Source organism: Turicimonas muris (genome assembly GCF_002221595.1).
GTDB classification, from domain to species: domain Bacteria; phylum Pseudomonadota; class Gammaproteobacteria; order Burkholderiales; family Burkholderiaceae_F; genus Turicimonas; species Turicimonas muris.
The window spans coordinates 301,784-315,191 of sequence record NZ_NHMP01000001.1; the positions used below are offsets into that span (position 1 = coordinate 301,784).

The 13,408-nt window shown below is 40.7% G+C and carries 9 protein-coding genes and 1 pseudogene; 9 read left to right on the forward strand and 1 reads right to left on the reverse strand.

Going from position 1 to position 13,408, the window contains the following annotated elements; all coding sequences use genetic code 11:
• Window positions 1-428 precede the first annotated feature (428 nt).
• From ADH67_RS01610 to ADH67_RS01640, 9 genes and pseudogenes are all read left to right on the forward strand, one after another.
• Window positions 429-3,011, forward strand: a complete 2,583-nt coding sequence (locus ADH67_RS01610; RefSeq protein ID WP_066591022.1) for a hypothetical protein — start codon at window positions 429-431, stop codon at window positions 3,009-3,011.
• Window positions 3,012-3,373: 362 nt separating this feature from the next.
• Window positions 3,374-3,631: a hypothetical protein gene (locus tag ADH67_RS01615; protein WP_066591024.1), complete on the forward strand. Its 258-nt coding sequence runs from the start codon at window positions 3,374-3,376 to the stop codon at window positions 3,629-3,631.
• Window positions 3,632-3,909: 278 nt separating this feature from the next.
• Complete coding sequence (locus ADH67_RS13305; protein WP_201415702.1) at window positions 3,910-4,848, forward strand: type I restriction endonuclease; 939 nt, start codon at window positions 3,910-3,912, stop codon at window positions 4,846-4,848.
• A 24-nt stretch (window positions 4,849-4,872) separates the two neighbouring features.
• A pseudogene (locus tag ADH67_RS13700) lies at window positions 4,873-5,412 on the forward strand (DEAD/DEAH box helicase family protein); the annotation flags it as partial.
• Window positions 5,413-5,583: 171 nt separating this feature from the next.
• Window positions 5,584-7,119 (forward strand): type I restriction enzyme endonuclease domain-containing protein, encoded by a 1,536-nt coding sequence (locus tag ADH67_RS01620; RefSeq protein WP_336581058.1) that lies wholly within the window; start codon window positions 5,584-5,586, stop codon window positions 7,117-7,119.
• Between the two features lie 7 nt (window positions 7,120-7,126).
• The gene (locus ADH67_RS01625; protein WP_066591025.1) at window positions 7,127-8,755 is read left to right on the forward strand and encodes an N-6 DNA methylase; all 1,629 of its coding nucleotides are present in this window, start codon (window positions 7,127-7,129) and stop codon (window positions 8,753-8,755) included.
• Window positions 8,745-9,905, forward strand: a complete 1,161-nt coding sequence (locus ADH67_RS01630) for a restriction endonuclease subunit S (protein WP_084081397.1) — start codon at window positions 8,745-8,747, stop codon at window positions 9,903-9,905. The genes ADH67_RS01625 and ADH67_RS01630 overlap by 11 nt, the downstream gene beginning before the upstream one ends.
• Window positions 9,902-10,438, forward strand: a complete 537-nt coding sequence (gene fic, locus ADH67_RS01635; RefSeq protein ID WP_066591026.1) for a protein adenylyltransferase Fic — start codon at window positions 9,902-9,904, stop codon at window positions 10,436-10,438. Before ADH67_RS01630 ends, fic begins: the two co-directional genes overlap by 4 nt.
• Window positions 10,439-10,450: 12 nt before the next feature.
• Window positions 10,451-11,506 carry a hypothetical protein gene (locus tag ADH67_RS01640; RefSeq protein WP_066591028.1) on the forward strand — a complete coding sequence of 352 codons (1,056 nt, stop codon included), beginning with the start codon at window positions 10,451-10,453 and terminating at the stop codon, window positions 11,504-11,506.
• Between the two features lie 31 nt (window positions 11,507-11,537).
• Here ADH67_RS01640 and ADH67_RS01645 read toward each other — a convergent pair whose 3' ends face one another.
• Complete coding sequence (locus ADH67_RS01645) at window positions 11,538-13,337, reverse strand: IS1634 family transposase (protein WP_066591215.1); 1,800 nt, start codon at window positions 13,335-13,337, stop codon at window positions 11,538-11,540.
• Between the last annotated feature and the right edge of the window lie 71 nt (window positions 13,338-13,408).

A 13,408-nucleotide genomic window follows, 5' to 3' on the forward strand; every position in this document is an offset into this window, starting at 1 on the left:
GTGGGGCGGCGAGAATCGAACTAATCAATAATTATCGGCTTTAAAGTCTGTAAATTTGTTTGGAACCATCAAAAAGACCATCATAAAAATCTCACTAGGTACGTACCCTTAGTGCTTTGTCTAATTCTTATTCTGACATTTTTCCTAACTCGGCTGAAAAAGCCCCGCAAAACCCCGCAAAGCCCCACAGTATTCTTTAAATTCAATGAGTTACATTTTTATTGTTTTGAATAAATCTACTTCGCATCTTTTTTGCTTCAAAAAATACAATTCTCTCGTAAAAACAGATTGCAACTTAGCATTTGATGATTAATTTTGTACTTTCTAAAAAGCGCTTGATTTGAGTCCCATTTACTTTAAATCAACTACATTTCGTAGCAATTTCTCTCTATTATGGAGTTACTAAAGCTTTATTTAAGGATAAGCAAATGAAAAAGTGGCGGTCAACTACTCTTTGTCTTTCAGGATACTTTGTTTTGACATATTTCAACTTAAATCCAGTTGCCTTTGCTGCTCCGGACGTAACGATTGACAGTGGGAAGCTGGTTATGCACGGAACATCTGCATGGATGAGCCACAATAAAAATGACCCTTACTTTCCTTGGGGTTCCGACGGCAAAGCGACATATGTCGATTCTCTCAATCGACAAAAAACTTTAGTTGTCAATGTCTCGGGTGATAGTTCTACTCCGAGGTATGTCCTTTTAGGGCGCTGGGATACTGGTATTTCAACGGACGGTCAGGTTTCTCTTAATTTAGCAGGGAATTCTGTCTTGACGGCTTCTGTCTTTGCGGTTCGGAATGACAATCTCGATGCAAATAGTGGAATAGTTAGTATTAGCGGGGAAAGTGGAGCAGTCGTTTCAACAGAGATGGTTGTGGGAGGATTGGGCGGTCTCGGTTCTGACTTAAAGTTAAGTGCATGCGGTAATATCGTCTCGATAAGCGGATTAATAACCTTTAAAGGTACGAACGGAGATACTATTATTTCAGGCGCACAGGCTGCGAAGGTTCAAAACAATAGGCTAACAGTTGACTCAGCAATTTTTGACTTAAAAGATACAAGTGAGAGCAGTAAAATTTTCGGAGGCCAAGGGACAGAGTACGCTGATTCTAATAATTTAATTATTAAAGATTCAGGGAAAATTTCTGCTGATTTTTTAGTCGGAGGATATGCGACAAACATTTCCACTAGAAACGAAGTAAATATCATTAATTCCACTGTAGAAACAACAGTTGTAGGCGGTCAATCCAAGAATAAAATAGTTTCAGAAAATACTGTCAACTTAAGTAACTCTAAAATTACAGGAAACGTTTACGGAGGTTTATCTGTTCGCGGTTTAGCTAACTCTAACGTGGTTGAAATTCATGAGGGAACAGCGGTTACCGGCAACCTTTACGGAGGCTACTCAGGTGTAGGGGATGCTAATTCAAATACCGTCAAAATCTTTAGCAGTGCTAGTTTATCAGGAAGTGTCTATGGGGGATTCTCCGAGAACGGAGCCGCTTCATCAAATAAAATTCATATTTCCGGTTCACCTGAGAACATTAATTTATCAAAAGTTGCTCTTTACGGTGGTAATCGTGGAACGGATAACTCATTGGAGATTGAAAGATGGTCCGGTGTAGTCGAAGGGATTGACAATTTCAATCGTATATCAATAACTGATGTTGCATGGAGGAACGGCAACGCTGTCATTTTAGCTGACTTTGTACAAGATTTATCTGCAACTGATGTAATGGTAAAGATGCATAACGTTGACGGAAGTATGGTTTTTGATACTGCAATACCTAAAGGAAATTATCCAACTTTCATGTATCTAATTAGACCTAAGGATATAACAGCCTCTCCGGATTATAAAATTACTCAAAGAGGTTGGGTACAATCGCAGACTCTTTTAAAAAAACGAGCCGGAGTAATTACGGCGGGAAATGTTGCGCTTTTAGTTGTTGAACCGCAACCGGTTATGCCTGATCCGGTTCCTCCTGAAGGAGCGAATCCACGTCCTCCAGAAGTCACTAATCCAATTCCTCCTGAAGTTATTAATCCTCTTCCTCCGATAGACGAAATTTTTCCCGGCACGTCAGGAAATCGTCCTAATGAACAAGTCCATATATTGAACGATTCAAGAGAAGCTTCTCTGAGCTTTGTTAATCAGGGTAATGATCATATGCTTAGTGTCTTGGATTCATTTTCTCTACATGATAGCGAAGGTATACAAACTTTTTTATCAAGTTACGGACAAATCTCAAAATATAAAGGGAATGATTCTTTGCGAATAAAATCGGTTAGTGTCATAGCTGGGCTCGGAGATCATTGTCAAATTGACTTTGGAAGTATTCAGTGGGGAGCGTTTGCAGAGTTTGGTTTCGGCAGTTACAAAACACATAACTCGTTCAGACATACAGAGTTGAAAGGCAGCGGGCACATTAAGTATTCAGGCCTCGGCTTTTTGGTTCGCTGGCATGCTCAAACTGGTCCTTATTTGGAAGGAGCAATTAGAGGCGGCAAATTAAAAACAACATTAAAAAATGGGATTATAGACACAGACAATTCAGCACTTTCCTACGGGTCGGGTTCCTTTTATTTTTCCGGGGTATTAGGAGCGGGTTATAGACGTAAAGTCGAAGACAATACTTTTACTGCTGGCACTCGTTACATATATGGGGTGTTCGAAGCGGATGACTTAAATATTGGAGACAACAGCTATCATTTTGCTTCTGTTGACAGTCACAGAGTTCAACTTAATCTGAGCATTAGGCACGACTTCTCCGAAAAGCTCATAGGAAGGGCTACTTTGACGGCCGAACGGGAGTTTGCCGGCTATACTAAAAATTCTGTTGACAAGATAAGAAGCGATGGTCAAGGTTTACGAGGAAACACAGGAGCATTAAGCGTGGCTCTGCTAAACAAAGCCACTAAAAACTTTTCCATTGAGACACGTGTTCGGGGTTCTATTGGTAAGTGTGAAGGCATTAGTGCAAAAATTCAAGCAAATTACTATTGGTAGTTAGAATTCTATGGGAGTGCGGAAGAAGAGAGGCGATGCACCCAAATCTGGGGCGCTTAACGCCTTTGTAAAGTTAATCCATATCATTCAAAGGGGTGTAACTCAAGGCACTTTTTTCAAATTGAAGAATTGCGCTGCATAATCGCAAGACGTTGTCTTTTATTTTTCCCTTTCAATAGTTGGTGGGAAAGCCGAATTTTAATTTTGCGAGAGAACCAATAAATCGATTCATGTGTATAAGTAAAAATCTTGAGGTTAGTGTAATGAGAAAATCCTCCTTAGTTGCGCCCTTTGTTTCTCTACTGACATCGTGTGCATTTTACTCCCCTTCTGGGCCACGACTTATTGGCGAGAAATACTATATGATCGGCGGCGAAGACTGTGCGTTATACAATCAAACCGAGGAACAAAAAAACGGAGAAATTTCTTGCTATGCCCCTGATGGAAGATTTACAGAAGTTCGTCATCAAATGACTTTACGAGAAATACAGGCATGGGCATTAAAACAACAAGTTGAAATAGAAAGACAAAAGCTTCAACAAATGCACGAAATTGCTAACAAAGCGAGACAAACTAGTTGTGTTCGGGTTGGTCATTTGCATAAGAGTTCATCTCACTAGCCTTGAGTAGAAACTCTGAGCTTTCCCAGCAAGTTGGAAGAGAGACATGAGAATAAATATTGAGATACTCCCTCGACGCTTCTTTATAGAAGCTTCGCTGGGTAGATCTTCTTAGGTTCTATTCCTCTCGTTTTTTAATTTGATATTTTCCTAACTCGGCTGAAAAAGCCCCGCAAAGCCCTGCAAATTATAGCGGTCATAAAAATTGAAGCTAAAAAACTTGCTTCTTTAATTAAAATGACCTCTAACAATGACTGAGATAGTCTCAAGAGGTTTACATGTCCAAAATATATGAATCAGATTTTGAAGAGGCGATTGTAGAAAAGTTAAAACAAGAAGGCTGGATGCATAGCAGAGGAGATGATATTAATCGCGGACTGGATGAAGCCTTGCTTACCGAAGATTTGAGAGATTATCTGGCAACCCTTCCCTTGCTTTCTCCTCTTACAGAGTCGGAGATACAAAGGATTATTGCAAACCTCAGAAATACAGCCTCAACAACAGATTACTTAACCTCTCGAGCTGTGTTTCAGTTGATTCAAAACGGATTTACATTTGAGCGCGATGATACTTCTTTGCCTGCTATCCATATTGATTACTTGAATTTTGACCGCACGGAAGGAAATATTTTCAAAGTAATTAATCAGCTGACAATGAGGGAAAGAGGTCAGGAAAGAAGGCCAGATGTACTTTTATATGTGAATGGGATCCCCTTGTGTATTATGGAATTAAAGAACCCTTCGGATGAAGGGGCAACTGTTTTAAGTGCTTGGGAGCAAATACATATTCGATACAAAAGGGATATTCCTTCTTTGATGAAGTATTGTGCTTTGTCAGTCGTTAGCGATGGCGGGGCTTCTTTGTTGGGAACACCTTTTTCTCAATTGGAGTATTACTACGCATGGAAAAAAGTCTCAAATGAGGAAAAAGCCTCTAAGGGATTGAAAGAAATCGACACGCTTATTCGAGGAGCCTTGAGTCCTCAAAGAATTCTTTCTTTACTAAGAGATTTTCTATTTTTCCCTGACATTAAGGAGGCTCAGCAAAAAGAACTGGAATTTGTTTGCCGCTATCCTCAATATTTTGCTACGCAAAAGCTTTACGCCAATATCCTTGCTCATTTAAAGACGAAAGAAGGGGGAGACGGTAAAGGTGGAACATATTTTGGCGCCACTGGTTGCGGAAAAACAATGACGATGCTTTTTCTTGCCAGATAGTTAGCCAAACGCACAAATCTCAACCCTACCATCCTCATAATCGTAGATCGAGAAGATTTAGAGACCCAAACTGGTAAGCAGTTTATGGCTGCTACTGATTTTCTCGGCGATCAGTCAATAAGAGCAATCGCGAGCAGAGATGATTTAAAGAAGGAATTATCGGTAAGACAAAGCGGTGGAGTTTTTATTACAACAGTTCAGAAGTTTTGTGAGGAAACAGGTCTTTTGTCTGAACGCTCAAATATTATTTGTTTAAGTGATGAAGCTCATCGGACTCAGATAAGTTTAGGAAGGACTATTAAAGTCGATAAAGAGAAGAAAATAGTTTCAGAGCACAAGGGATTTGCCCAATTTCTTCATGACGCATTTCCTAATGCAACCTTTGTTGGTTTTTCCGGGACTCCCCTGGATGAAACTATTCAAGTATTTGGCGGCATCGTTGACAGCTATTCCATGCAGCAGTCTGTAGAAGACGGAATCACTGTTCCTCTTCATTATGAGGCTCGTTTAGCCCGAGTATTTCTCAATGAAAACCAAGTAAAAGAGATTGAAGATTATTACAGTGAATGTGCAGAGGATGGAGCAACGGAAGAGGCTATAGAGAAAAGCAAGCGTGCCATGTCAAGCATGGAATTAATTCTTGGAGATAAAGACAGATTAAAGAGACTGGCAGCAGATTTGACGACTCATTATGAAAACTTTATTTCTGAGAAACCCGATCTCGTTCAAAAAGCGATGATTCTTTGTTCGAATAGAACTATCGCATACGATCTTTACAAGGAGATCGCAAAGCTGAAACCTGATTGGATTACAGAACGACGGGCGCCGGATGAGCTAAAGTTTCAGACGCCTGAACAGAAAGCAGAATTAGAAACACTGGATGCAATACCAAAATTAAACCTTGTTGCTACCCGTTCTCCCAACGATCCTAAAGAGATGTTTGAACTTTTGGGCGATAAGAAGCACCGTCAGAAGTTGGATAGATTGTTTAAAAACCCGAAGTCTAATTTCCAAATAGCCATTGTCGTGGACATGTGGATTACGGGTTTTGATGTTCCTTGTTTAGCTGTTCTCTATAACGACAAACCACTAAAGCGTCATACGTTAATTCAGGCGATATCGAGAGTAAACAGAAAGTATCCGGGCAAAGAGTTTGGGCTGGTTGTCGATTACCTTGGTATTCGCAACAATATGAAAAAGGCGTTAAAAATATTCGACGATGGTAAAGAGATGGTCGACCCAGTGCGGCTCGACCCGATTGAAGAAGCAAAAGAGGCTTATAAGGTATTTGCAAACACGCTAATGACATTAAAGGAATTGTTCCACGAATTTGATGCTTCTAACTTCTTTAAGGAACAAGGCATTAAAAGGTTCGAGTGTTTACAGGAGGCAGAAGACTTTGTTCTCCAGCAGCCTCCAACCGGGGAGAAAGATTCTGATGGTAATGAGATAAGTTTTGTAAAGTTATTCTCTTCTTTAGTCAAGAGGCTCAGAGCATCTTATTCAATCTGCAAGAATTCGGAAGAACTAAGTGAGCAAGAGATCGACTGGGCCCACTTTTTTATGACCGTACTGAGTTTAATTGCAAAAACAACAGCAACCGGAATCAGCGTTGAAAAAATGAATAAGACGGTTGAATCGATGGTCCATGCTGCATTGCAATGTAATGGAGTTGAATCAGTTTTGAACGCAAAGAAAGCCGAGGAGATTTTTTCAGAGGGTTTTCTTAAAGAGCTCGAAGAACAAGTTAAACCCAACACCCGCTTTCAATTGCTGGTGAAAATGCTCCAAAAAGAGATTCGAGAGTACGGCAAAACGAATGGACTGAAAGCTAGAGAATTTTCTGAGCGCCTAAAAGAGATAGTGGAGCGTTATAACAACAGAGATCATCTGACCTTCGCCGGTGAAGTAGCTACCGACGTGATTAATGACGTAATTGCACTTGCGACAAAAGTTCAGGAAGACAGAGTTTCTTTCCAAAAGCTTGGAATCACATTTGAGGAGAAAGCGTTCTACGATATTTTGCAATCCCAGAGGGAAAAGCATAAGTTTGAGTACTCTGAAGAGAAGATGATTAAGTTAGCCAGAGAGATTAAAACACTCATTGAGTATGTTCCGACAGCTAATTGGCTGGACAACAACAATCTGAGAAATCAAGTTCAATTCGATCTGACTGCGCTTCTGTATGAGAACGGTTATCCCCCAGACTGGAACAGGGAAGTTTTTGAAAAGGTCATCGAGCAGGTCGAAAATTATAAGAAATATCAGTAAGAAATAAATGGCAGAGAAAGTAAAAAAGGTAAAAAAAACAAAGGTCGCAAAAGAGCTGAGCTTGGAAGATATTCTGTGGAACTGCCGTGATATATTGCGCAGTAAGGCTTCTCTAGCTACACGTAGAGACATCATTCTGACTTTGGTTTTTCTAAAGTTTGTCGGAGAGAAACGCAATCAGCAAAGAGAACTTATCTCTCAAGAGATAAGGGCCAGGAATGAAAAGAATAAAGTAATTGAGAGTAAGAGACCTATCCCTGAGGAAGCTTTCCTAGAGGCTGATTTCAGCTACCTAAAAAACGGAGTCTTTTCTCTTCCGACTGAGTGCCGCTGGGAGACTATTCTGAACATTGAATCCAATCAGCTTGCTTTAGCACTTGACAACATAGTAGCAAAGCTTGACCGCGAGGAAAAATCTCTGCGCGGGGCACTTCCGCAGAAAATTTTTACAGACTCCCGCATTGAAGGTAAAGTCCTTAAGGCGTTAATTGATGAAATTAATAAGATTAGTTCCGAGAAATTTCATGAGAAGGACTTAATCGGACGAGTATACGAATATTTTCTCCAGGCTTTCTCAATTAATGCCGATAAAGAGGAAGGAGAGTTCTACACTCCGCACTCAATTGTTGAGTTGATATCTGCACTAATTGAACCCTATGACGGCACTATTTACGACCCATGCTGCGGGTCCGGGGGTATGTTTATTCAGGCCGCAAAGTTTGTTGAAGCTCACGGCGGCAGAAGAGAGCATGTGACAGTGTTCGGACAGGAGAGTCAGCCTGAGACTTATCGCTTAGCCAAAATGAACTTAGCTGTACGCGGGATATCCGCAAATCTAGGAGAACTGCCGGTTTCTACGTTTTCGAGCGACCAGCATAGAACGCTTAAAGCCGATTACATCATGGCAAATCCTCCTTTCAATCTAAAAAAATGGAGGGAGAAACAAGAACTGTTATCTGATGTGAGATGGTCCGGTTATGGTGTTCCTCCTGTGGGTAATGCCAACTATGCATGGATTCTTCACATGCTTTCTCATTTAGAGGTAACAAGAGGAGTAGCGGGGTTTCTTTTAGCTAACGGGGCATTAGGTGATGAAGACTCTTTAGAGATAAGAAAGAAGCTCATTGAGAACGACAAGATAGAAGCCATTATTATTCTCCCGCGTCAGATGTTCTACTCCACGGATATCAGTGTGACTTTATGGATTCTCAATCAAAATAAGAAAGGCGGAATTTATCACAAGCGAAATCTCAGGAATCGTGAAGGAGAAATTCTGTTTGTCGATCTTAGGACTTGGAATCAGAATAAGTACGAAAAGAACTTTGTCCAGTTTTCTGAGGACCAAATCCAAAAGATAGTAAGCATTTATCAGCAGTGGCAACAATACGGGTTGGACGATTCAAAAGAGTTTGCGGCGCCGGAGTTGTATCGCTCTGTTTCAAAGAAAGAAATCGAAGAAAACGGGTATTCCTTAGTGCCCAGTCGCTACATCGAATTTGTAGATCGTGACCAAGATATTGACTATCAATCCATAATGAAGGAGACCTCAATAAAGGTCTCCGAGCTTCTGTGCCGACAAGCTGAAAATCAGGATGCATTAGCGAAGGCGTTTAGGGAGCTTGGTTATGGAGAATGAATTTGATGTTCTAATGGAGTCTTTCCCCAAAAGGAAACTTCGAGATTTCATAGAGCCAATAAACAAAAGAAATAGTCATCTTCAGTATGGGCCTGAACTTATCGAAGGAGTAAATAATCTTGGAGAGTTTGTACCAACTAAGGCTCAAATTGAAAATGTTGATATGAGACCTTATAAATTGGTCGAAAAAGGAGATTTTGTATACAACCCCTCTCGATTGAGCATTGGTTCTTTGGCTTACAGAAGAAATGGGAAAAAATGTATAGTTTCCCACCTGTATGTTGTTTTCCGGATAAAGCCTGGGTTTTCGAATGTTTTACTTTCTGAATTTTTGTTGCTTTATTTCCGCAGAAACGAATTTAATAGAATGGTTGACTACCACAATTACGGAAGTCAAAGAGCTGAGTTTGGGTTTAAAGATATCGGAGAATTCAAAATCCCGCTGCCTCCGATCGAGGTGCAGAGGGCGTACGTTAAAGCCTATCAGGGGTTGACTACGCTCATTGAACAGAATGAATCATTGGTCAAAGAACTTGAAAAGACTGCTCAGGCTTGTATTGTTGAGTGCCGCGAAAAGTGGCCGATGGTGGAGATTCGTCCTTATCTATCAAGTTTTGAAAGAAAAAACACAGACGGACGTGATCTCCCTTTTATGGGTATAAATAGAGACAAAGAAATTGTTCCTACTACGGCAAATACAGAAGACATAAACCCAAAGAAATATTTGGTCCTAGAAAAGGGCGAGTTGGTATTTTCGGGGATGCAAACGGGTAGAGATATCTGCATTCGCATCGCTCTATCTAAGTTTAGTTCTCCCGTGCTCCTGTCTCCGGCATATACAACATTTAAAGTTAAAGAAGAGAAAGGCCTTCTCAGCGAATACTTATTTTTGAACTTTAAGTCGAACGAAATGGATAGATTAGGCTGGTTCAAAAGTGATTCAAGCGTTAGAGCAAACTTGGATTGGGAAAGGTTCTGCGAGATAAAAATCCCGCTGCCTCCGATCGAGGTGCAGAGGGCAATAGTTGCTTTATATAGATGCGCTGAAGAAGCCAGAAAAATCGCATCAGAAGCAAAGGAACTTCTAAAAAAAGCTTGTCCGGCAATGGTTCAAAGCGCTGCTCATCATAAAACAGGAGTGATTCAATGAGGGATTTAGACCGGAAAAGCCTTGAAAAGGCAAAAGAATTGTTCGCATCCGGCGCCATAAATAAGTTTGAAATTGGCTCTTTCAAAGGACTCCAACAGATTCATAAGTATTTATTTGACGGACTATACGATTTCGCAGGAGAGGTTAGACAGCAAAATATTTCCAAGAGTGGCTTTAGGTTTGCAAATGCGCTTTATCTTGTGGAGGCTCTTTCAAAGATTGAACTAATGCCGGAGAACTCTTTCGAAGAGATCATTTCCAAATACGTAGAAATGAATGTTGCTCATCCTTTTATGGAGGAAAATGGTCGCTCAACCCGCATATGGCTTGATCAAATTTTGAAAAAGCGTCTTGGAAAAGTTGTTGATTGGCAAAAGGTTAATAAAACGCTGTACCTTCAGGCGATGGAAAGAAGTCCGATTAATGATTTGGAATTAAGGTTCTTGCTTCAGCAGGCATTGACAGAAGATGTTGATAACAGAGAAATGATTTTTAAAGGCATCGAACAGTCTTACTACTACGAAGAACCGTAAGGAGGGGAGAAGATGGCAATTCAACAAACACTCAATGTAGTTAGTTTTTTCAAAAATCTTTCAGAAAATATGCTTGAGTTATTTATCAAGCGCAAAGGACTTGAGTTAGATATTCAAACTTTAAAAAGCGAAAATGGACAACAGTATTGGGAAGATTCTGTTGATGAAGATAAACGCAATGACTGTCGCTTGGATTGTGGTGAGATTGCAAAGCTATGCACAGAGAACGGCCCCACCTTTATAGTAGAGGCGATTAACTATTCAAGCCTTTCCAAAGAAGACAAAGAAAGTATCGAACGATCACTTGAGACGCTTGAAGCTATTCAAGATAAGGCAGTTTGGCTGTATTTAAACCATAGAGACCTCTTAGACAAAGCGGGAAAATTTTGTTTTGTTGATGAGATTCGTGACACTGCATGGAAAAGGCGTAAAGGTTTTGATACAAGAACGCCTTTAACGGATAAAGAATCTCAGAGATTGTTTTCAAAGGAACTTTCTGTTTATTTTCATGACAAAAAGAAGAAGGGAAGACACTGCGTAACTGAATTTCTAAAGCGTGACGGCACATATTTGTTCTTTGCTCATCAAGAGGATACAGCGGTCAGAGAAAATCAATTCGATGCTGACCGGATGTCTTCGGTAACGAGAAAACCTGAATATTTAGTCGTTTTTTCTTTTACTCCGCGGGAAGGTTTGCTGGAAGTTTGGGGAGAAAGTCTCGGGAAAAGTGTCGTGACGCTGTATAAAATTTTTGCACAGACACTCTTGGACCTCGAGAAATTGCCACCGGAAAACCCAGAAAGCAATTACGATCTTCAAAAAGTGATGACTCAAAGGCTTCAGTTCAATTTGATACGAGCTCGGAATTTGAGGAGCCTTGTTCTTACCGAGATTCAGTTGGTCAATATAGAGGATAGTCGCAGGTACATTTCGATTAAATCCAATCGAGATGAAAGCGCCCTTTATGAGGAATTTGATAAGAGAGTTCCGAGAGAAATCAGGGGTCTGTATGTAGTAGACGCTCCCGACTTTGACACCAGATTCATCAAGAAATCTGCGGGAACCTAGGCTCCATCGAGGTTCCCAGACTTTATAAAAATTACGTCTGTGTAGCTAAAGTTTTTGCAATCGGCAAATGTAATTTCCTTCTTAGAGAAGACGGAGTTTCCACTCGATTGAGAGCGTCCAGCCCAAATACGGTGGACATTCGGTCGAACAACCCAGCCTCATACAGTCTTAAATAAAGAGGCACCTGAGGGTTAATATCATCGTAAACAACACTGGCGGTTTTGATGCTCTCAAGCATCTTGTCGTGTGTGATTTCTTCTTTGCCTAACTCCCTTTTAAGCATGAAGAGCATGTATTTTTCAATGACCAGGCTTATAAAACAACTAAGGAAGTGTCCATAAATGTGAGGATCCGTCCACACGAAGCACTGACGTGTTTCCAGATGAGTTTTTGAGACTCTAAAACAATCTTCAATTTGCCAGAGTTTTCGATAAATACTGGTTGCTTCATGAGGCGAAATTTCAAGATTCGTACAAATAACGTAATAACCGTCCCACTTGGCCTGTTCTTCAATTTTGTCCCAATTTATACGAGGAGAACCGGTCCCTTTAGGGATCGTAATAAGGGATTTATACCCGCAGCTTCGAAGTCTGTTTGGATCATCGACCGCCTTCTTTGCCTTCTCAATGGCTCTGTCTCTATCGGCCTTATCTTTAGCCGCTCTTGCCGGGCTGTAAGAGACGATCCAATTTAGTTCCATGGTGCCTAGAACCTTTGGGCCCCGGTACCGGCGATGAGTAGTCGGACTTTCTTTCCTCTCGTGCAGTTCCTGAGTCACATTCAGTGTTTTATATTGACACTTAACCTCTCCGTCGTCTTTGCAAATAAACTCCTCCCAGTTGTCGGGATCCAGAATTTGAGTCTTTATTTGCGCCGCAGAGTTTTTAAACTTCTGAGCAATAACGAAGTCGCAGCCAATTTCTTTGAGAGCAAATAGGTTCTCAGCACAATTCAAGCCACGGTCAGCAACCACAATCAGCTGTTTGAGATGATAGGTATTTTTTATTTTCTTAATCAACGGCACCATCGTCCCGAATTCACTGGTGTTGCCTGCAAGGAGTTCATAGTCAATGGGGATGCCGTTCTCATCCATAACAAGTCCAAGCACGACCTGAACCTCGTTAACCTTATGATCTTTGCTTAGACCGAAATCCTTGTATTCAGAGACACTGTGGCTCTCAAAACTGTAGGTGGTCACATCGTAAAAGGCAGCCGTGACAGTCCTTTTTGTTCTTTTCTGGATTTCTTTATTTAAATGTCTGACGATGGTTTTCTTATCTTCTTGAAGCACATCGAGAACTTTATACAAATCTTCAAGATGATCGACTTGGCCGTGATCAATGATGCTATGAGCACGGTTATTAAAGCTTTTCAACTTACTTGAGGGATTTAAGAACCTCTGCTCAGTCAGAAGGTAAGCAGTCTGGTCATAGGGATATTGGATTTTTCTGCCTTTTTGAAGATGGCGGAACATCTCCGGCATTTTTAAATCTAACCACACCTTCCTTATAAGAGCCGAGCCAACATTGAGGCTCTTGAAATTGCCCGGTTTCTCGTTAAGACCTTTAGCAGAATCAGCCAACTTATCCATTCTTCTTTTGGCTTGATTTTCAAGTTCCAGAGATTTGTTCTGAGCTTCTAGAGCATTCTCCTTAGCAATGCGTTCTTTGAGTCTTTCCACATACTGAGGATCTTTTTCTAAAGCGGCATCAAGTCTGCCGTGGTTTTCAATTATTCGAGAACGAGGTTGTCCTTTTTCATTTCGATAACTCGAATAGACACGGATGTATTGATGATTTTTAACTTTAACCACTGAAACATGCAAAGGCATTTTTCCGACTCCGACTACTGTAAGGATATTATACCTGAATTTTTTAAAACACGCTACTTTTACGCTACAAA

Coding starts and splice junctions, on each gene's coding strand:
- ADH67_RS01610 (WP_066591022.1), top strand. CDS start 429: ATGAAAAAGTGGCGGTCAACTACTCTTTGTCTTTCAGGATACTTTGTT.
- ADH67_RS01615 (WP_066591024.1), top strand. CDS start 3,374: ATGATCGGCGGCGAAGACTGTGCGTTATACAATCAAACCGAGGAACAA.
- ADH67_RS13305 (WP_201415702.1), top strand. CDS start 3,910: ATGTCCAAAATATATGAATCAGATTTTGAAGAGGCGATTGTAGAAAAG.
- ADH67_RS01620 (WP_336581058.1), top strand. CDS start 5,584: ATGATTCTTTGTTCGAATAGAACTATCGCATACGATCTTTACAAGGAG.
- ADH67_RS01625 (WP_066591025.1), top strand. CDS start 7,127: ATGGCAGAGAAAGTAAAAAAGGTAAAAAAAACAAAGGTCGCAAAAGAG.
- ADH67_RS01630 (WP_084081397.1), top strand. CDS start 8,745: ATGGAGAATGAATTTGATGTTCTAATGGAGTCTTTCCCCAAAAGGAAA.
- fic (WP_066591026.1), top strand. CDS start 9,902: ATGAGGGATTTAGACCGGAAAAGCCTTGAAAAGGCAAAAGAATTGTTC.
- ADH67_RS01640 (WP_066591028.1), top strand. CDS start 10,451: ATGGCAATTCAACAAACACTCAATGTAGTTAGTTTTTTCAAAAATCTT.
- ADH67_RS01645 (WP_066591215.1), bottom strand. CDS start 13,337: ATGCCTTTGCATGTTTCAGTGGTTAAAGTTAAAAATCATCAATACATC.